This is a genomic window from Halopelagius fulvigenes (assembly GCF_055398025.1).
In genome coordinates, this window is record NZ_AP043846.1 from 55423 (window position 1) to 72738 (window position 17316).

General features: G+C 66.1%; 21 protein-coding genes and 1 pseudogene. 10 read left to right on the forward strand and 12 right to left on the reverse strand.

What is annotated here, in order from left to right:
• Window positions 1-48 precede the first annotated feature (48 nt).
• A complete protein-coding gene (locus ACZ522_RS04575; protein ID WP_379695510.1) occupies window positions 49-357 on the forward strand; it encodes a cyclin family protein in 309 nt (102 codons plus the stop codon).
• Between the two features lies 1 nt (window position 358).
• Here ACZ522_RS04575 and ACZ522_RS04580 read toward each other — a convergent pair whose 3' ends face one another.
• The 5 genes from ACZ522_RS04580 to ACZ522_RS04600 form a co-directional block, all read right to left on the reverse strand.
• Entirely contained in the window at window positions 359-883 is a 525-nt protein-coding gene (locus ACZ522_RS04580) for a phosphopantetheine adenylyltransferase (protein WP_379695508.1), read from the reverse strand.
• An 86-nt stretch (window positions 884-969) separates the two neighbouring features.
• On the reverse strand, window positions 970-1554 hold the full coding sequence (locus ACZ522_RS04585) for an ArsR family transcriptional regulator (RefSeq protein WP_379695506.1): 585 nt from the start codon (window positions 1552-1554) through the stop codon (window positions 970-972).
• Between the two features lie 51 nt (window positions 1555-1605).
• A complete protein-coding gene (locus ACZ522_RS04590) occupies window positions 1606-2682 on the reverse strand; it encodes a glutamate--cysteine ligase (RefSeq protein WP_379695504.1) in 1077 nt (358 codons plus the stop codon).
• A 109-nt stretch (window positions 2683-2791) separates the two neighbouring features.
• Window positions 2792-3445, reverse strand: a complete 654-nt coding sequence (locus tag ACZ522_RS04595; protein ID WP_379695502.1) for a fibrillarin-like rRNA/tRNA 2'-O-methyltransferase — start codon at window positions 3443-3445, stop codon at window positions 2792-2794.
• Window positions 3442-4290, reverse strand: a complete 849-nt coding sequence (locus tag ACZ522_RS04600; protein ID WP_379695500.1) for an NOP5/NOP56 family protein — start codon at window positions 4288-4290, stop codon at window positions 3442-3444. Before ACZ522_RS04600 ends, ACZ522_RS04595 begins: the two co-directional genes overlap by 4 nt.
• A gap of 235 nt (window positions 4291-4525) precedes the next feature.
• Here ACZ522_RS04600 and ACZ522_RS04605 point away from each other — a divergent pair, with 235 nt between their 5' ends.
• Window positions 4526-5788 carry an arylsulfotransferase family protein gene (locus ACZ522_RS04605; RefSeq protein ID WP_379695497.1) on the forward strand — a complete coding sequence of 421 codons (1263 nt, stop codon included), beginning with the start codon at window positions 4526-4528 and terminating at the stop codon, window positions 5786-5788.
• 19 nt (window positions 5789-5807) lie between these two features.
• On the opposite strand, the gene ACZ522_RS04610 is transcribed toward ACZ522_RS04605, so the two are convergent.
• On the reverse strand, window positions 5808-6413 hold the full coding sequence (locus tag ACZ522_RS04610) for a twin-arginine translocation signal domain-containing protein (protein ID WP_464391795.1): 606 nt from the start codon (window positions 6411-6413) through the stop codon (window positions 5808-5810).
• Window positions 6414-6981: 568 nt separating this feature from the next.
• Here ACZ522_RS04610 and ACZ522_RS04615 point away from each other — a divergent pair.
• From ACZ522_RS04615 to ACZ522_RS04645, 7 genes are all read left to right on the forward strand, one after another.
• Window positions 6982-7521, forward strand: coding sequence for a DUF8009 family protein (locus ACZ522_RS04615; protein ID WP_379695493.1), 540 nt, complete (start codon window positions 6982-6984; stop codon window positions 7519-7521).
• Between the two features lie 43 nt (window positions 7522-7564).
• Window positions 7565-7996 (forward strand): hypothetical protein, encoded by a 432-nt coding sequence (locus tag ACZ522_RS04620; RefSeq protein ID WP_379695491.1) that lies wholly within the window; start codon window positions 7565-7567, stop codon window positions 7994-7996.
• 33 nt (window positions 7997-8029) lie between these two features.
• The gene (locus ACZ522_RS04625) at window positions 8030-8674 is read left to right on the forward strand and encodes a DUF6517 family protein (RefSeq protein WP_379695489.1); all 645 of its coding nucleotides are present in this window, start codon (window positions 8030-8032) and stop codon (window positions 8672-8674) included.
• 94 nt (window positions 8675-8768) lie between these two features.
• Window positions 8769-8939: a hypothetical protein gene (locus ACZ522_RS04630; RefSeq protein WP_379695487.1), complete on the forward strand. Its 171-nt coding sequence runs from the start codon at window positions 8769-8771 to the stop codon at window positions 8937-8939.
• Window positions 8936-9934 (forward strand): magnesium/cobalt transporter CorA, encoded by a 999-nt coding sequence (gene corA / locus ACZ522_RS04635; RefSeq protein ID WP_379695485.1) that lies wholly within the window; start codon window positions 8936-8938, stop codon window positions 9932-9934. The genes ACZ522_RS04630 and corA overlap by 4 nt, the downstream gene beginning before the upstream one ends.
• Before the next feature lie 231 nt (window positions 9935-10165).
• Window positions 10166-11158, forward strand: coding sequence for a transcription initiation factor IIB (locus ACZ522_RS04640; protein WP_379695483.1), 993 nt, complete (start codon window positions 10166-10168; stop codon window positions 11156-11158).
• Window positions 11159-11443: 285 nt separating this feature from the next.
• Entirely contained in the window at window positions 11444-11623 is a 180-nt protein-coding gene (locus ACZ522_RS04645) for a DUF7836 family putative zinc-binding protein (protein ID WP_379695481.1), read from the forward strand.
• A 110-nt stretch (window positions 11624-11733) separates the two neighbouring features.
• On the opposite strand, the gene ACZ522_RS04650 is transcribed toward ACZ522_RS04645, so the two are convergent.
• Complete coding sequence (locus tag ACZ522_RS04650; protein WP_379695479.1) at window positions 11734-12141, reverse strand: translation initiation factor IF-2 subunit beta; 408 nt, start codon at window positions 12139-12141, stop codon at window positions 11734-11736.
• A gap of 206 nt (window positions 12142-12347) precedes the next feature.
• On the opposite strand from ACZ522_RS04650, the gene ACZ522_RS04655 reads away from it, so the two are divergent.
• Complete coding sequence (locus ACZ522_RS04655) at window positions 12348-12584, forward strand: UPF0058 family protein (protein WP_379695477.1); 237 nt, start codon at window positions 12348-12350, stop codon at window positions 12582-12584.
• A gap of 192 nt (window positions 12585-12776) precedes the next feature.
• Here the strand turns inward: ACZ522_RS04655 and ACZ522_RS04660 are convergent, their stop codons facing one another.
• The 5 genes and pseudogenes from ACZ522_RS04660 to ACZ522_RS04680 form a co-directional block, all read right to left on the reverse strand.
• Complete coding sequence (locus tag ACZ522_RS04660) at window positions 12777-13202, reverse strand: DUF555 domain-containing protein (RefSeq protein ID WP_379695475.1); 426 nt, start codon at window positions 13200-13202, stop codon at window positions 12777-12779.
• A 208-nt stretch (window positions 13203-13410) separates the two neighbouring features.
• Window positions 13411-14322, reverse strand: coding sequence for a DNA-3-methyladenine glycosylase family protein (locus ACZ522_RS04665; protein WP_379699826.1), 912 nt, complete (start codon window positions 14320-14322; stop codon window positions 13411-13413).
• A gap of 76 nt (window positions 14323-14398) precedes the next feature.
• Window positions 14399-14572 (reverse strand): annotated as a pseudogene (locus ACZ522_RS04670) (mechanosensitive ion channel family protein); the annotation flags it as partial.
• A 79-nt stretch (window positions 14573-14651) separates the two neighbouring features.
• Window positions 14652-16139, reverse strand: a complete 1488-nt coding sequence (gene malQ / locus ACZ522_RS04675) for a 4-alpha-glucanotransferase (protein WP_379695473.1) — start codon at window positions 16137-16139, stop codon at window positions 14652-14654.
• Window positions 16140-16223: 84 nt separating this feature from the next.
• A complete protein-coding gene (locus tag ACZ522_RS04680; RefSeq protein WP_379695471.1) occupies window positions 16224-17156 on the reverse strand; it encodes an endonuclease/exonuclease/phosphatase family protein in 933 nt (310 codons plus the stop codon).
• Window positions 17157-17316: the final 160 nt, after the last annotated feature.

Genomic DNA, 17316 nt, shown 5'->3' on the forward strand with positions numbered 1-17316 from the left:
GTCGTTCCGCGCGGAGGGTTCATGTACGATGGCGCGCAACGAACTGGCATGTACAGCGCCAGGGACCGAGTCGAGAACGAGGAGTGGCTGACGCACATCGAAACGGCGGCGGACAGACTCGAACTCGGCTCCGAAGCGCGGTCCTACGCATCGGATATGTTCCTCTCGCAGATACCGGCGTCCGACCGATCGAAGAAGGCCATCGCCGCCGCCAGCCTCTACGCCGGGGCTCTCATCGCGGGCGAAGAACGCTCACAGACGGACGTCGCGGACGCCGCCGACGTCACTCGGCTGAGCATCCAACAGCGGTGGAAAGACATCCTCGAAGACGCCGGGTTCCGCCCGCCGTCGTGGTGAATTAGGAGTCCGCGTCGCCGTCACCGTCGTCGTCTACCGGTTCCATCGCGTCGCGCCCCTCGCGTTCGGGCGTCACGTTCCCGTGGCGGTCGATTTCGCCTTGGACGATCCGCGTCGAGGAGATGCGCTCGCCGTCCTCGGCGACGACGTGGTCCACCACCTCCACGTCGAGGGGGTCCAGACCGCGCTCCTTTCGAATCTCGTTGACTCGCTCCGCGCCGTCGGTCGTCTCCGGGGAGACGATGAGGGCGTCGAACTGCGGTTCGGTGGCGATGCCGGTGGGTTCGGTGAGTTCTCGAACCTCGAAGGAGCGGTCGTGCTCCTCCGCGAGGGGTTCGAGTTCCTCGACCAGGCGGCGGCGTCGCTCCTCGAACGACCGGACGTAGCGGTCCACGTGGCGGGTCTCGGGCGCGAGTTCGTCGCTCGTGAGACCGACGGTCACGTCGCCGAGTTCGAAAGCCCGCTCGAAGAGTGCGACGTGGCCGTCGTGGACCGGGTCGAAGGTCCCCCCCAGCGCGACGTTCATATCCGGGCGTCGGCCCGCCGCGACTTAAACAGGTCGGCTCGGAAGAGAGAGACCGCGCCGCGTCGGCAGCCTCGGCGGCGAACCGGTCACTCCTCGGTCGCTTGCTCGACGGTGATGGTGACCGGTTCCGCGTCGCCGGCGGCGTCCGCGCCGCCGAGACGCCGGTCGAGGTTGAACACCGTGTTCAACTGCGACTGCACCTGCCCGACGACCCCGTGGACGAGTTCGCTCGGCGGGATGGCCGTGTACTCGTAGGGGTTGTTGCCCGCGCCGGAGTTCTGCCGCTTCCGGCGGACGACCGTCTCCTCCTCGTGGAGTTCCGCCAACGCCTCGCGCACCGTGCTCGGGTACAGTCCCGTCCCGTCGGCGACTTCCTCGCTGGTCGAGTGAGGGTGCTGTCGGAGGAACACGTAGATTCGAGCGCGCGTCTCCGTGTCGAGAAGCCACGCCAAGAGGTCGACGATTCCCTCGTCGAACTCCTCTACGGCGCGGTCGGCCTCCGCTTCGAGACGCGTTCGCGGCGAGCGTTCCGTGGTCGATTCGGCGGCGGCTACCTCGTCGGTGTCATCAGAACGCGAAGCGTTCTGGTTGTCTGACGAGACGCTCTGCGCCTCGTCAATGTCGGCAGTCCCCGCATCCGTGGCGTCGTCGTCGATATCGTCCGCAGACATACTGTTCTATCAACAGGGACAAAACCGGACCTTGAAAAGTTTTCCGTGGCGTCAGTCGAGACATAGGTCGAGACAGAGGGCGTCCAACCCCTCCGACTCGTGGATTCGTCGCTGTCTCTCCGCGCCGCTTTCTCGACCGTACACCTCGCGGAGGCCGGTGACGCCGAGTCTGTCGCACTCCTCGGCGATGAACGATTCGAGGGAGACGGTCCCTTCGCCGTCTCGGGTGATGAACTCCGCGTCGTGGCCGTAGCGCATCGCGCGCCACTTGTTCTCGTCGAGGAGTTCCCGGCGGACGTCCGCGCCCGACTCGCCGTCCTCGTAGCGGTCCGCCAAATCGAGGACGAGTGCGTGGACGTACTCGACGAACGCCATCGTGATTTCGGGGTCCGCCTGCCCGTCGGGGGTCCGGACCTCGACGGTGCCGTGGCCCGTGTGGGGGCGCACGTCGTACCACAGTTCGCCGCGGTCGTTTATCGACCCCGACTCGACCATCCGGCGTTCGAACCGCCGGTACGCCTCGAAGTCCTCGAAGTGCGTCGGCATGCCCGTGTTCGGGAGGTTCTCGAACACCTTCGCGCGGGCCGACGAGAGGCCGGTGTCGAACCCGTTCCAGAACGGCGAGTTCACGGAGAGGGCCAACACCGGCGGGAGGTACCACCGGAGTTCGTTCGCCACCCACGTCGCCTTGTCCGCGTCGTCCACGCCGACGTGGACGTGGAGGCCGGCGGTCGTGTTTCGGTGCTGCGGGTACTGGATGCGGTCGAGTTGCGCCTTGTACCGCGGTTTCGTCGCGTGGTCGAGTTCCCGCCACTTCGCGGCGGGGTGCAGACCCGCCCCGGCGATGCGGTAGCCGTACTCGGCGGCGTGTTCGACGAGTGCCTCGCGGACGGCGCGGACGTTCTCTTCGGCCTCGTCGGGGTGTTCGATGAGGGGCGTCTGCGTCTCGATGGTGAACTGAAACAGTTCGTGGTCCAAACGGCCTTCGAGTATCCCCGAGGGTTCGTGGTCGTATATCAAGTCCGCGATGCCCGAGGTGGGGTAGCCCTCGGCGTCCACGATGTAGAACTCCTCTTCGACGCCGAGCGTACCCATCCGGTCGAACGCGTCCGCGGACCCTAGCTCCATCGCTCCGTCGTTCGAGACGGTCGATTAAATATGTCGTGGACCCCGGCGAGGGGGACGATCGAACGCGCGCGGCCGTCCGACCTCACTTCGGGCGGGCGACGTCGCAGCGTTACATGCTACGGTCCGCAAAACGCGGTTTCGCGACGACGCCGAGGTGGTCGTCGTGGTACCGGTCGAGGCGCACCGTCTCCAGAATCTCGTACCCCTCGCGCAGTTCGTCGGTGACCCGTTCGAACACGTCATCGGGGTCTTCGAGGACGTCCTCGCTTCTGGCCTTGACCGCCGCGAGGAGGTGGCCGCCCTCGGCGAGGAACCGCCTGTTCCGGAGGGCGACGGTCGCCTGCCCCCGCGTCGCCACGTCTTGGACAATGCAGTCCACGTTCGCCTCAACGACGTGCGCGTACGTCTCGGGCTTCCGCGCGTCCTTCAGCAGGGGGAAGAGGTTCTCGCGGTCCTCGGCGACGCCGACCAAGTCGCGGACGGGGCGCGGCGCGAACTCGACGGCGTACGTCGGCCCGGCGAAGTCCGCGACGTGCGAGACGGTCGTTCCGGAGGCCGCGCCAAGGTAGAGGACCGTCTCGCCGCCCTCCAACCGCGTCTCGACGCCGAGTTCGAGCATCGCGCCGAGTTTCGACCGGCCCGCGTCCCACGCGCGCCACCCCTCGTCGGTCGGTTCGCCGTAGACGGTCGCCCCCCGCGTCGCCAGTCTCTCTCGGCCGTCGAACGTGCGGCGTTCGACGCCCGCGGGCAGGGAGTCGCTCACTCGCCCGCCTCCCGCGCCCGGATGGTCTCGATTCGCTCCCGCAGTTCCTCGTGGAGTTCCGGCCGGAAGTCGCCGGCGTAGTGGTCGATTCGGGCGGCGATGGCGAGTTTCCCGGCGAACGCGCGGGCGGCGGATCCCCGATTCTCGGGGTGCGTCCCGCGGACGTACTCGTGGGTGAAGATGACGCCGTGCTTGGGCGAGGACCCGCGGCCGCGGAGGTGCGCGAAGAGGGCGTCCTCCGCGCCGAGGACCTGCACGGTCCCGGAGGGCTTCTTCGCGAGCGATTCGAGGCCGCCCGCAAGGGCGACGAGTCGCGCCGCGAGGACCGGCCCGGCCATCTCCGAGAGGTTCGGCGCGACGGTGGGCGCGCGCGTCTCGATGAACGCCCGCAGGTCGTCGCGTTCGTCCGCGAGGTCCGCGACGCGTTCCGCGAGGGAGACGACTCGCTCCTCGACCGGCGTCTCGGCCTCCCTCTCGGCGATGTCGCGCGCGCCGTCGACGCCGACGCCCGCGTCGTCGTACAGCGTCCCGGCCCACTCCGCGAGGCGTTCGGCGAGTTCGTTCGCCGTGCGTTCGGCGTCGTCCATCGCCCGGACAGCGTGGACCAGTTGCTTGTCGTCGGCGCGTTCGCGTTCGGCGGCGGAGTTGCGCGCCGCGTCGATAGCCGCGGCGCGGAGTTTCTCGTAGTAGTCCGCCTCGTCGGCGGCGAACCCGGCGTCTACGGCCCGCGTCGGCCAGTCGGCGGGCGTCTCCGCGCGGCCCTCCCGAATCGCCGTCGCCGCCGCGCCGTCGCCGGCGTCCGCGTTTTCGAACCATCCCGCCTCCGCGGGGGTTCCGTCGGTCATACGCACTCCTTCACGTCGGCCTTGTATATGCGTTCTCGATGCGGTCGCACCGCCGTCGGCCCCGCGCCTCGGCGCACCGCCTCCGTAGACTCCCCGTTTTTCGTCGGCGGTGACGCCGGTACCGGTTCCCTAGCCACAATAGTCAACAGGTTCAGAGCCGACCTACGACATCAGGTCGAGACCACAGAAGATGTTAGGACCGGTGAGACGGAATCGGCGTCGGTTCAGGGTGGTCGTGCTCTCGTTACTACTCGTCGGTGCGGTTCCAGTTCTGACGGCGACCGCCGCGGAGGCCGACCGGACGACGGACCCCTCGATGGAGTCGGGGCCCGGGGCGGTGACGGCGTACACCATCGACGCGACGGGGCCGAGCCAACTCGTCGCGTACGGTCCCGACGGAGAGCGAATCTACCGGGAACGGACGTTCGACATCTACCACGACGTCGACCCGAGTTCCGAGGGGGCGCGGACGGTCACGTACGTCGCCAGCGAGGGCGTCGACCCGTCGCGGTGTGCGGCCGAGGAGTGCATCAGGAACGTCGTGCGGCGGGTGAACCTCACCACGGGCGAGTCCGAGCGACTGTACTCGGTCGTCAGTCCCCGCGTCGGGTCATCGCAGATTCACGACGTGGACCGAGTCAACGAGTCGGTGCTGCTCGTCGCTGACATCAGGACGGGCAGAGACGGGGTGTACATGGTGAACACGACGACGGACGAGGTCATCTGGGAGTGGCGAGTCCGAGAGGCGTACGCGAAGGAGAGCGGCGGGAAGTACCCCGGAGACTGGTCGCACCTCAACGACGTGGAGTACCTCGACGACGGCCGCGTGATGGCAAGCCTCCGGAACATGGACGAAGTCGTGTTCATAGAGCCCGGAGAGGGGATGCTCCACAACTGGACGCTCGGCGAGGATGATAACCGGAGCATCCTCTACGAACAGCACAACCCCGACTACATCCCGAGGGAGCGAGGCGGCCCCGCCGTCGTCGTCGCGGACTCGGAGAACAACCGCATCGTGGAGTACCAACGAGAGAACGGGACGTGGACGCGGACGTGGCGGTGGCGGGACGCGCGACTCCGCTGGCCGCGCGACGCGGACAGACTTCCGAACGGGAACACGGTCCTCGTCGATTCGCACGGGAACCGCATCTTCGCGGTGAACGAGACGGGGAGCGTCGTCTGGCGGGCGGACGTTCCCGACGGGGTGTACGACGCGGAGGTGCTTCCGACGGGCGACGAGAGCACCGGCGGCGAGAGCGCCGCGCGACTCGACTACGCCGACCGCCGAGTCACCCTCGCGGACGGGCCGGCGTCGTGGCTGACCGTCCGCGTCACCTCGCTGGTCCCGAGCGTCATCCTCAACGGCGCGCTCTTCGCGCTTCCCGGGTGGGTTTCGGCGGCCGAAGCCGTCGGGATGCTGTTCCAACTCCTCGTCGTCGTCGGGTGGGCGGCGGTCGAAGCGGCTCTCGTCTGGACTGGCCGAAAAAAGGGAGACTGACGGTGCTGACCGCGGTGCGTTACCAGAGCCAGCCGTCGTTCTCGTCGAAGCCTTCGCCCTCGAAAAGGCTGTTCTCGTAGTCCTCTTCGACCGGGCTGAAGTTGGCCTTCACGAGCCGGTTCGTCCCCTCGTAGAAGCTCGCCTCGTTCCAGAGGGAGTACACTTCCGGCTGGGTGAACTCGTTCTCGCCGAACGACTCGTCGTCGTCGACGACGTAGCCCGCCTCTTCGCTGTAGTTCGGAATCTGGGCGTCCTGTGCCTGGAAGAACAGCACCTTATCACCCGTGTTACGGTAACTTATCATCCGAGTGTTGTACCCCTCGAAAGGACTTCCGAGGTTCGCGGGCGCGTTCGGCGTCCAGTCGACGACGGGCGTCGTGATGATGAACTCCGCCTCCGGGCGGAAGTCGTTCTGGTACATTATGCAGTCCATCTTCTCGTCGTTCAGGAGGATGTCGTCGTCGTCCCCACCGTCTTCCTGCGCGACAGCGCTCCCGGAGCTTCCGAGGCCGAGCGCGACCGCCCCCGAGGCCAGTGCACCCTTCTTCATGAAGTCTCTGCGCGAATCACCGCTACCGTCTGTCTCGTTTCCATCCATAGTAGGTCTCGGACCATCGCGGCCCACATAATTACATTGTCATTACGTCCGTAGACCATTTGGTTGCATTAGACGGCATCTCGCCGAGTTTTAGGAAGTTTGAGTGATACGGTAGCCGGAAATTGTAATCGGTGCTACATTCGTCGCATCGCTCCGTTCCGACGCGCCCCTCGGCCGTCTCCCGGTCTACGGAGCACCGCATGCAGGCCCGGAGGAGTCGAAACCGGCAACGGTGGCGGGCGACCGGTCGGGAGCGAACTCGTCGTACCGTCGCCGGCGGAGGACCTCCGCGCCGTACCGCGGTCTCGGTAGGGGTCAGTGCGGACCTTGCGAGGTGCGGTTCATCGGGGTGGCGCACCCTCCTTCCCGCCCTCTGACTCGCCGGCCGCAGATATCGGCCGTCCCCGATACCACGGCAAGTCTTAACAATGCGAACGACTAACGTGGCGTCGTACAAATGAGTGAACGGGTGTCATTCGTCTGTCGAGAGTGTGGCGCACGGGTTTCTCCGGGCTCGTTCCGGGCGAACTGTCCGGACTGCGGCGGCGAACTCGGGCCGGACGCCGAACCGCGGGTGACGGCGGGCGACTGACCGATGGGCGCGGACGGCGAACGCTCTCGGTCGGGCGGTGACGGCGCGGCGGAGAGCGACGCGTCCGGCGATTCGCCCGGCGACGTGTCGGGAGATGCGTCCGAGAGTGCCGACGCCGGAGGGTCCGCCGACCCCCGCGTCGTCCGTTCGCTCGCGGTGACGACGGACGACGTGGTGACGGCGTTGGAGGCGAACGAACGGCGCGGGACGGACGCCGTCCTCCGCGTGACGCCGCCGTTCGCCGGGCGGATGCGCGCGCGGTTGCACGTCGAAGGCGGGGAGGGCGAGTACGACGGCGAGGTGACGCCGCTTCACGTCGGCCCCGAGGCGTTTCTCGCCGAGGACCTGCCGTATCCGACCGTAGACCGGACGGGGGACGAACTGCGGGCGTCCGAGGAGGCGTACACGCGGGAGCGACACAGGGCGCGGCACGCCGAGGCCGTCGAACGGTGGCGCGCGTCGGTCCGAGACTCACTCGCGGACGCGGTTACGATTTCGCTCGACGGCGAACCCCACACCGTCGAGGTTCGGTACCTCGGCTGACCGCGACGACCTTTTACCGTGTGCGCCGAGTAGAACGGACGAGATGAGTCGCGGTTCGAGCGGCGACGGCTACAGGCGGGGACGCGACGTCGAACGAGAGCGGGACGATCCGTCGGTGAGCGGCGTCTACCGGCCGATCCTCCCGGTCATCTGGGGAATCGGCGCGGTCCTGTTCCTCGTCGTCGGCTGGTTCGACCTGCGGGGGGCGTTGGCCGTCGTCCTCGTCACCCACCTCTTCTTCGCCGGGTTGATTCGCGCCGACATCAAGTCGCTCCGGCGGCAGGGCGTCGATTGGGGGCACTCCCGGCACCTCTGGTTCGGGGCGGCCTTCACCCTCCCGTTCGTCGCACTCGCCTACTACTGGTACAGCGGGCGCGTCGTCCGGCGGGCGAACGAGTCCCGCGGCGTGGGCGACGCAGACGACGCCGACGACGGACGAGGCGCGTCCGACGACCGTCCGGCGCGGTCCACGTAGTTTATTTCTGTCGGCGCGAAACGGTCGCACACTATGAAAATCCGCCGTACAGTAGCCGTCCTTCTCGCAGTCGCGATGCTCGTCTCGACGAGCGGATGCGTGGGCGTCCTCACCGGTGAGAAACCGCTCACCGTCTCCGCCGACCCGGCCGTCGTCGAGGAGTCCGTGGCGTCGAACGCCGGTTACACCTCGAACGGGACTCGAACCGTCGAGGTGAACCGCACGTTCAGCGTCGCCGGGCAGGAGCGAACGGTCGTCGCCGAGAACAAGATGACGACGTACGAGAAGTCGCTGGACCTCGCGGTCGTCGAAGCGAAGGTGGGCGTCTTCACCGTCGTCTCGACGCCCGCCGTCGAAGTCGCCGGACAGACGCTCAACCCCATCGGCGACTACTCGAACGCGCGCCTCGTTGAACTCGTGCAGAACCGATACAGCGGCCTCTCCGACGTTCGAGAGGTGAGTTCGCGAACCATCACCGTCCAAGGGACGGAGACCGAAGTGACGAAGTTCGCCGGAAAGGCGAACGTCCGGGGACGGCAGGTGGACGTGTACGTCCACGTCACGAAGTACCGCGACGGCGACGATTTCGTGGTCGCCATCGGCATCTACCCGCAACCGCTGAACGGCGAACAGCAGAACGTCCTCTCGATGATGCGGGCCATCCAGCACCCCGCGTAGCCGGCGGACGACGCCCGGACGCGAACGCTCCGTCCGGAAATCGGACCGCCGCCGACCGAACAACGCTTTTCTCCCCTGCGGGAAAGAATCGGACATGAACAGGTTGCGGGCCGCGGGTATCGCCCTGACCGTCTTGGGAGTGGTCGGGTACGTCCTCGGAACCGTCGAGGCGTATCCTGGTCGCTCCGCGTCGGTCATCGGCGTGATGGTCGGGGTTACGCTCTACTCTATCGGCCGGAGCATCGAGGGGGACGTCGCGGAATGATTTCGTCGCTCGTCTACGACGCCGGCGACGTCAACGAGGTCAGAGTCGAGTCGGAGACGGACCTCCGGGAGGCGCGCGACGCGCCCGGTACGACGTGGGTGCGCGTCGCCGACCCGACGGACGCGGAACTGGAGCAGATAATCGACGTGTTCGGCGTCCACCCCCTCGCGGTCGAGGACATCCAAAACGACGTGCGGCCGAAGACCGAGGAGTACCCCGCGCACACGTTCGTCCTCGTGAAGACGGCGATGCTTCGACGGGGGGAGACGACGTTCGACGAGGAGGTTCGCACGCGGCCGGTCGGACTGTTCCTCGGTCCGGAGTGGTTGGTCACGATAACCGACGAGGAGGGACCGGTCAGCGCGGTGTCGCAGGTGTGGCAGTCGGTGGAGAACCGCGACGGGCGGACGCTCCGGTACGGCCCGGACTTCGCCGCCTACCGGGTCGTCGACCGCGTGGTGGACGACTACTTCGACCTCTTAGACGACGTGGAGGACACCATCGAAGACGTCGAGGAGGGCGTCCTCGACGGCCCGGACGACGACGTGTTGGAGTCGTTGAACGCGGTCAGACGCGACCTCCTCTCGTTCCGGAAGGTCGTCTGGCCGACGCGGGAGGCCATCGGCGTCCTCTCGCGCGGCGACGCCGTCCACGTCCGCGAACAGACAGAACGCTACTACCGCGACGTGTACGACCACCTCGTGGAGGTGGTGGACCTGACGGAGACGTACCGCGACCTGGCGCGCGGGGCCCGCGACATCTACCTCAACGCACTCTCGCAGTCCACGAACGAGGTGATGAAGCGCCTCACCGTCGTGGCGACGATATTCATCCCCCTCACGTTCGTCGTCGGCGTGTACGGCATGAACTTCGCGAACAGTCCGTACAACATGCCCGAACTGGAGTGGGCGTTCGGGTACCCCGCGGTGATGGTCGGGATGGCCCTCGTCTCGTTCATCCTCCTCGTGCACTTCCAGCGCGAGGGCTGGATGTAACGAATAATCGTGTCGAAAGGTATAAGACACCCTTCTGCCCGAACGCCAGACTCACCTAATCGCTTGATTTCACGATTATTGAGGCGTGGTGAGTCGGTTTTGCCGCTCCGAAATCGAGCAAAGGTTTAAGTAGTCTCCCGCCTTACTAAGGGTAAGGACTCAGCCGGTCCGGGCATCTTCTTTCTCCCCTCTTCCACCGGCCTGGGCGAGTCTGCGTCAACACCCAACACCATGAGCGATACAACAATCCGAGAGTACGTCAGCACGAACCGCCAGCGAACGACCGACGAGCAGACGGAAGAACGAACGAACGAGACCGAACGAGAAGAGACCTGTCCCGAGTGCGGCGGCGACCTCGTCGCCGACGAGGAACACGGCGAGACCGTCTGTACGGACTGCGGACTCGTCGTCGAGGAGGACTCCGTGGACCGCGGCCCGGAATGGCGCGCGTTCAACTCCTCCGAGCGCGACTCGAAGTCCCGCGTCGGCGCGCCGACGACCCACATGATGCACGACAAGGGTCTCTCGACCAACATCGGGTGGCAGAACAAGGACGCCTACGGGAAGTCCCTGTCCGCGCGCCAGCGCGAACAGATGCAGCGCCTCCGCACGTGGAACGAGCGGTTCCGCACCCGCGACTCGAAGGAGCGCAACCTGAAGCAGGCGCTCGGCGAGATAGACCGGATGGCCTCGGCGCTCGGTCTGCCGGAGAACGTCCGCGAGACGGCCTCGGTCATCTACCGCCGCGCGCTCAGCGACGATCTGCTGCCGGGACGCTCCATCGAGGGCGTCGCGACGGCGTCGCTGTACGCGGCGGCGCGGCAGGCGGGCACCCCCCGCTCGCTCGACGAGTTAGAGCGCGTCTCCCGCGTCGACAAGATGGAACTGACCCGGACGTACCGCTACGTCGTCCGCGAACTGAAGCTCGAAATCGAGCCCGCGGACCCCGAGCAGTACGTCCCGCGGTTCGCCTCGGACCTCGACCTCTCCGACGAGGCCGAGAGAGAGGCGCGTCGACTGCTGCGCAACGCGAAGGAGTCCGGCATCCACTCCGGGAAGTCGCCGGTCGGCCTCGCGGCCGCCGCCGTCTACGCCGCCGCCCTGCTCACCAACGAGAAGGTGACGCAGAGTCAGGTGAGCGACGTGGCGAGCATCTCGGAGGTCACCATCCGCAACCGCTACAAGGAACTCCTCGAAGCGGACGACCGAGGAATCTTCGCGTAAATCGCTCAGCGGTGCGGGGACTCTGGTGACGCCGACGACAACCGCCCACGGTTCTCTTCTCTCTCTTTCCGTCTTCTCTCCGTGTTCTCCTCTCGTCTCTGCGTCTCCGACGCGTCCCGTAACTCTATCCACACCTCCCTTTCCGGGCTTTTTTCGAACGCCGAGAGCCGATAACCGGCGGTTTATCGCCGTATTTCGGCCGAAGACGTGCCGACCGTCGCCGTCCGCCGGCGCGTATTATATTCGCGGAAACATTTATTGACGTGCCAAATGTCACCTGACCACATGGTCGAAGCCTTTGTCCGTCTGTTGTGTCCCGAATGTCGGAAGGACTGGGAGTCTGCGCCGACTGATCTGTTCGACCCGAAGGAGAACTTTACGTGCGAAGGGTGCGGGGCGACCCGGCGACTGTCGGAGTTCATGCGGACCGAACGCGACCTAGAAACGGTGAAACAGTTTCAGTAGCCTCGTTACTCGGTGAAACGGGGGAATCAGACGCTCGGTAACGGAGCGACCGCTATCGAGTTCGGTAGCGCGCGATGCGGCGAGAAGGAGTCGGCGTGTCGCGACCGGCGTTACTGGTCGGGGACCGGCGAGAGCGCCCCGCAGGCGTCGCACTTCAGCACCGTCGCGCCCTGTTCTTCGACGAGTCGCGTGTCCGGCGACCCGCACTCGCTACAGAGAACGAACGAATCGACGTACTCGTCTATCGCGTCGGCGACCCGACGCTGTTTGAACGACCCCGTAAACCGGGCGCGGTCCCGAGCGTCGACGTTCGCACTCGTCCCGAGTTCCGTCTGCAGGAACTTCAGCAGGTGGTCCGGGTCGCGCGCGAGGCGGTCGTACGTGTCCTCGAAGTTCTCGTACACCGTCGCGTTACCCTCCTGCCGAATCGTCGGGTCGGGGACTTCGAAGCGGTGTTCGCCCTCCGCGACGTCCGGCGTCTCCTCGAGCGCCCGGTCGAGAGTATCCTCGTAGTCCATACCTGACGTGAGGGGACGCGGTCCCTAAAACGTTCACGCCAATCGCTCGACACGCCGTTATGTGGCTGATAACAGATGATAACCTTCACTATTGAAGACGTTAAAAACGCCTGAATTGACCGGGTAATCCACCCGATTTTGAAAGGCGTGTGTTAACGCGAGTCAAGATAGTAATATAATCCTCCGGTTGTAACAAACTGCTGCTCATGAAGAAGCAGGAGCTCATCCACCTGCACGGCCTGCTCGCAGAAGTCCACAGTCACGTAGAACAGTGGGAAGAAGACGACGTTCCACTTACTGCGTATAACGAACTTGGGGTCCGACCGACGTCCATCCACAAGTCCAAGACAGACCACAAAGCGGCCGTGTTCAAACTGGCGAAAGGAATCACCTCGTCGCTTGAGGAGACAACGCAGGAACCCGTTGCTCCGAAGGCCGACTGAGAGAACAACCAACGCAGTTACTCCCAGTCAGTTACACCTACGAGTGACTACTATCGGCGCGCGGAAAGACCGTGCGTCGAGAGTCGCACGGTGCCGCACCGATACGATAGCAGAGCGGAGCGCGCTTCGTTATACCCTTCTTAACGGCACGTTCGGGAGAAGAGCGGATGAGGGAGTCGCCGCGGAGGCGCGTCAGGAGTCGTCTACGAGGTCCTCGAACTCGGGGATGAGGTCGTCGTCACCGTCGTCCGCGGTGTCGGACTCCTCGTGATCGTCCTCCTCGTCCGGCAGCTCTTCGACTCGGAGAATCTTCAACGGGACGTTCTCGAGGAGTTGGCCGATCTCCTTCCGCGCGATTCGAGAGGCGTGTTCCTCCTGTTCGACGTTGAAGACGGTCATCTCCAGTTCGAGGGCGACCAGCGCCTCGTCTGCGGCGATGAACGCGGGCGGTAGTTCCTCGCCCGACGGGGAGGTCCGCGACCCCATGTTTATCTCGACGTAGTTGAGGTCCGGATTGAGCATCTCGCCCGTCTTCGAGATGCCGATGCGGATGGCTTCGTCGGGCGTCTCGACGTCGTACACCGGAACTGCGGCCTCGACGACGACTCTGCAATCCATGACAGTAGAACGTAGCGTTGCCTGCGGCAAGAAACTTCGCCCGCGCTTCACGCGAAATGAGTCTCTAGACGCCGAGAGAGTCCGGTACAGAGTGAGAGATCCACGGCGGGACGACCGGACACCGCCGGGGAGAGACGTCGCGAACTCCGCCGCTCACACCCACCGCGAGGGTCGTCCGCTTCGCTCCGTCCGCCTCGCTCTCGACCTCTCACTCGCCGCCTCCGCGGAGGTAATGAAAGAGGTACGTCTGCGCGTATCCGGCGTACTCGCCGCCGAGTCGCCGCCGAATCGCCCGCGAGGTTTCGGCGTACGTTCCCCGGCCGCAGTCGGGGTAGTGGTCGGCTATCGCCGACTTGATCCACGTGTCGAGTGGGACGGCTTCGAGGAACCCGAGCGAGAACAGGAGGACGCAGTCGGACACCTTGTCGCCGACGCCGACGAACCGGGTGAGTCTGTCGCGGGCCGCCTCGTACCCCAGTTCCGTCGCGTCGAGGGGGTCCTCGCCGCTTGCGACCATCTCGGCGGTTCGCTGGACGTACGGCGCGCGGTACCCGAGGCCCAACCCGCGCAGTTCCGCCTCCGTCCGTTCCGCGAGGCGGTCCGGCGCGGGGAACGCGTCGAACGTCCGCCCCCCGACTTCGATTTCGTCGCCGTACGCCTCCGCGAGGGCCATCTGCATCCCGTGGATGCGGGAGACGCGCATCTGCGCGGAGCAGATGAACGAGATCAGGCAGGGAAACGGCGGGTCGCGGACGATGCGCATCCCCTCGTAGGCGTCGTAAGCCCGTTCGAGCAGCGGGTCGTCGGACGTCGCGTCGAGAATCGCGTCCAAGTCGTCGTCCAGACGGAGGAGGTGTCCGAGAATCGGGACGGCGTCGCCCGTCGCCTCCCACTCCAGCCTGTCGCCGAGTTGTCGGACGCGGACGACCGTTCGCTCGTCGCAGACGCCGTCTATCGGCGGGACGACCGTCTCGTACCACGCGTCGCCGCCGTGGACGTCTATCGAGTCGTACATCCGACCGTCCGCGCGGTCCCAGAGGTACGATTGGCCGCTCTCTACCGTCGCCTGCAGGTCGAAGGGGCCGTCCACGTCCGCCAAGGGGAGGGCACCTGTCTCCAACTCCATCGTGCCGCGAGAGGGCCGCGGCCCGTTTCGGGGTTTCGATGCGCAAGTCGGGGGCGCGGCGGCCGACGCCTCAGCGGTTGCGCCCGAGGGGGAACTTCACCCGTTCCGGATGCTCGTTGAACTCCTCGAAGATGCGCTCGTAGAGGGCGTTTCTGGTCTTCGTCACGCGGCGTGGGTGCGAGAGGAAGCGCAGGTGGAGTTCGACCCACGACTCCGTCTGGACGACGTTCACCGTCGGTCGGTCACGTCGAGTCACTGCCGCGGCCTACGGCGGTCTGTCAGATAATCCCGCGCATCGTCCGAAGATCCGACGGCTTCGGCGGTCAGTCGCGGATGTGTTCGTCGGTCAGACCGGCGAGGCGGTTCGCGCAGTCGGCGTCGAACCCCTCCTCGGTGCACCGCCACCGCCAGTTCCCCTCGGCGGTGCCGGGGACGTTGAACCGGGCGTCGGACCCGAGTCCGAGGACGTCCTGCATCGTCGTGAACGCGAGGACGGCGTTCGACCGCCAGATGGCGTCGATTATCGACCAGTGAATCTCCGACCCGTCCGCGCCGATGTTGTAGTGGAGGCAGTCTCGCTGGTCGTCCGGCAGGTCCTCGTGGTAGCCCGCGAGGGTGTCCGTGTCGTGCGTCGAAGTGTACGCCGCGCAGTTCTCGGGGTAGTGCATCGGTTGGTACATGTGGCCCTGTTCGCACCACGCCGCGTACTGCGGGACGCGCATGCCGGGAAAGTCGAACCGGTCGCGGAGGGAGACGACGCCGTGGTCGAGGAAGCCGAGGTCCTCGACGACGAACGGCAGGTCGCCGAGTTCGCGTTCGACGGCCTCGAAGAAGTCCGCGCCCGGCCCGTCCCGCCACTCGCCCGCGGACGGCGGTTCGCCCGCAGGGATGGCCCAGTACTCGTCGAACCCTTTGAAGTGGTCGATGCGGGTGATATCGACGAGTTCGAAGAGGCGTTTCAGTCGATCCATCCACCAGTCGTAGTCGTTCTCGCGGAGGTACTCCCAGTCGTACAGCGGGTTCCCCCACGACTGGCCGTCGTCGCCGGGGTTCGGCGGGACGCCCGCGACGACGGCGGGTTCGTTCTCCTCGGTCAGGTCGAACGCCTCGGGGGCGGCCCACACGTCGGCGCTGTCGAGGGCGACGTAGATGGGGAGGTCGCCGACCAACCGCACGCCGCGTTCGTTGGCGTACTCCTTCAGGTCGCGCCACTGCCTGTCGAAGACGAACTGGACGAACTCGCGGTAGCGTATCTCCTCGCTCAGTTCCTCTCGGTGGCGTTCGATGGCGTCCTCGTCGTGGGTGCGTATCTCCTCGGGCCACTCCACCCACGCGCCGTCGTACTTCGTCCGGAGCGACATGAACAGGGCGTACCCGTCCAACCACGCGGACTCTCGCTCGCGGAACGCCTCGAACGCCTCGCGTTCGTCGCCCGTCGCCGCCTCCTCGAATCGGTCGTACGCCGCGCGGAGTTTCTCGCGCTTGTAGTCGCCGACGCGGTCGTACTCCACCTCGTGGTCGGAGAAGTCGGGGACAGGTTCCAACTCGTCGTCCGTCAGGTACCCCCGCTCTCGGAGTCGTTCGAGGCTGACCAACAGGGGGTTCCCGGCGAACGCCGAGTACGACTGGTACGGCGAGTTGCCGAGGACCGACGCCGTGGGACCGAGCGGACAGAACTGCCACAGCGACTGCTCCGCCGAGTCGAGCCAATCGACGAACGTCCGGGCACCGTCCCCCAAGTCGCCGATGCCGTGCGGCCCGGGGAGCGATGTCAGATGCATGAAGACGCCGCTCTGTCTGTCGAATCGCATATCCGAATCTCCGCGGCGCGACAGTTAAGCGTGTGGTCGGGCCACTCGGCGGAGACCCGACCGCGGGGACGACCGCCCGTCCCGTCAGGGTTCGAAGTGCGCGATGACCGGTAGGTGGTCCGACCGGTACGCCCCCTCACGGATTCCGAGGGTCCGGTACTGGAGTACCTTGGCCTCCTCGGGGGTGAAGACGTAGTCGATTCGGTCCTTCAACTCGTCGGTGAAGCCGTGGAACGTGCCCCACGGACCGTACACCGAATTCGTTCCGGCCTCGCGACGGCCGTCGACGACGGGACTCGGACCGGCGCCCGTCCGACCCGCGATGATGTGGTACGGCGGTTCCGTCGGGATGGAGTTGAGATCGCCCGTGATGACGACCATCTCGCCGTTCTCCGAACGTTCCATCGCCCGTTCCCGGATGATGTTGGCCGATTCGCGGCGGGCCTCAGGGTCGACGTGGGAGAAGTGCGTATTGCAGAACCAGAGGTCGGTGCCCGTCTCGCCGTGGGTCAGACTCGCCCACGTCGAGATTCGCGGGTTCTCGGCACCCCACCCGATGCTCGGTTCATCGGGCGTCGGCGAGAGCCAGAACACCCCTCTGTCCCGTTCCTCGAACTGGTCCGACACCCATGCGATGGGGACGGCTTCGCTCTCGTCGCCGCCCTCGCGGCCGACGCCGTACCACTCGTAGTCGGTGACCGTCTCTCGCAGGTCGGCGAACTGGTTCGGTTGCGCCTCTTGGATACCGAGGAGTTCGGGGTCGAGTTGGTCCACCACCTCGACGACTCGCGGCAGGCGCGCCTCCCACGGATAGTCGTCCTCCGGGTTGTCGTACCGAACGTTGAACGAACAGGCCGCGAGCGTTCCCTCCTCGTCCGGTTGCTCGTACTCCGTCGTTTCCTCGTCTGCCGCCTCCTCGGTCGTCGTCTCCTCGGCCGAGACGCTCCCGACGAGGCCCGGCACGCCGACTGCACCCACAGCGACACCGGCTCCGACGAGCGTTTCGCGTCGTGACATTCGTTCGACATCCATAACGATTGTTCGTGTCTTTTCACCGTCTAAAGTCTTCTCGCTGAGTGCGAGTATCTCAGTCCGGGGAGATGGTACGGAGGGTCACACCTTCGACCGAGGGTACCGGTTCGACGGACCGAACGGTGCCTCGAACCGGCGGGAGGCC

Coding starts and splice junctions, on each gene's coding strand:
- ACZ522_RS04650 (WP_379695479.1), bottom strand. CDS start 12,141: ATGGACTACGAGGATACTCTCGACCGGGCGCTCGAGGAGACGCCGGAC.
- ACZ522_RS04620 (WP_379695491.1), top strand. CDS start 7,565: ATGAGTCGCGGTTCGAGCGGCGACGGCTACAGGCGGGGACGCGACGTC.
- ACZ522_RS04660 (WP_379695475.1), bottom strand. CDS start 13,202: ATGGATTGCAGAGTCGTCGTCGAGGCCGCAGTTCCGGTGTACGACGTC.
- ACZ522_RS04645 (WP_379695481.1), top strand. CDS start 11,444: ATGGTCGAAGCCTTTGTCCGTCTGTTGTGTCCCGAATGTCGGAAGGAC.
- ACZ522_RS04600 (WP_379695500.1), bottom strand. CDS start 4,290: ATGACCGACGGAACCCCCGCGGAGGCGGGATGGTTCGAAAACGCGGAC.
- ACZ522_RS04575 (WP_379695510.1), top strand. CDS start 49: ATGTACAGCGCCAGGGACCGAGTCGAGAACGAGGAGTGGCTGACGCAC.
- ACZ522_RS04585 (WP_379695506.1), bottom strand. CDS start 1,554: ATGTCTGCGGACGATATCGACGACGACGCCACGGATGCGGGGACTGCC.
- malQ (WP_379695473.1), bottom strand. CDS start 16,139: ATGCGATTCGACAGACAGAGCGGCGTCTTCATGCATCTGACATCGCTC.
- ACZ522_RS04615 (WP_379695493.1), top strand. CDS start 6,982: ATGGGCGCGGACGGCGAACGCTCTCGGTCGGGCGGTGACGGCGCGGCG.
- ACZ522_RS04580 (WP_379695508.1), bottom strand. CDS start 883: ATGAACGTCGCGCTGGGGGGGACCTTCGACCCGGTCCACGACGGCCAC.
- ACZ522_RS04590 (WP_379695504.1), bottom strand. CDS start 2,682: ATGGAGCTAGGGTCCGCGGACGCGTTCGACCGGATGGGTACGCTCGGC.
- ACZ522_RS04680 (WP_379695471.1), bottom strand. CDS start 17,156: ATGTCACGACGCGAAACGCTCGTCGGAGCCGGTGTCGCTGTGGGTGCA.
- ACZ522_RS04625 (WP_379695489.1), top strand. CDS start 8,030: ATGAAAATCCGCCGTACAGTAGCCGTCCTTCTCGCAGTCGCGATGCTC.
- ACZ522_RS04655 (WP_379695477.1), top strand. CDS start 12,348: ATGAAGAAGCAGGAGCTCATCCACCTGCACGGCCTGCTCGCAGAAGTC.
- ACZ522_RS04640 (WP_379695483.1), top strand. CDS start 10,166: ATGAGCGATACAACAATCCGAGAGTACGTCAGCACGAACCGCCAGCGA.
- corA (WP_379695485.1), top strand. CDS start 8,936: ATGATTTCGTCGCTCGTCTACGACGCCGGCGACGTCAACGAGGTCAGA.
- ACZ522_RS04630 (WP_379695487.1), top strand. CDS start 8,769: ATGAACAGGTTGCGGGCCGCGGGTATCGCCCTGACCGTCTTGGGAGTG.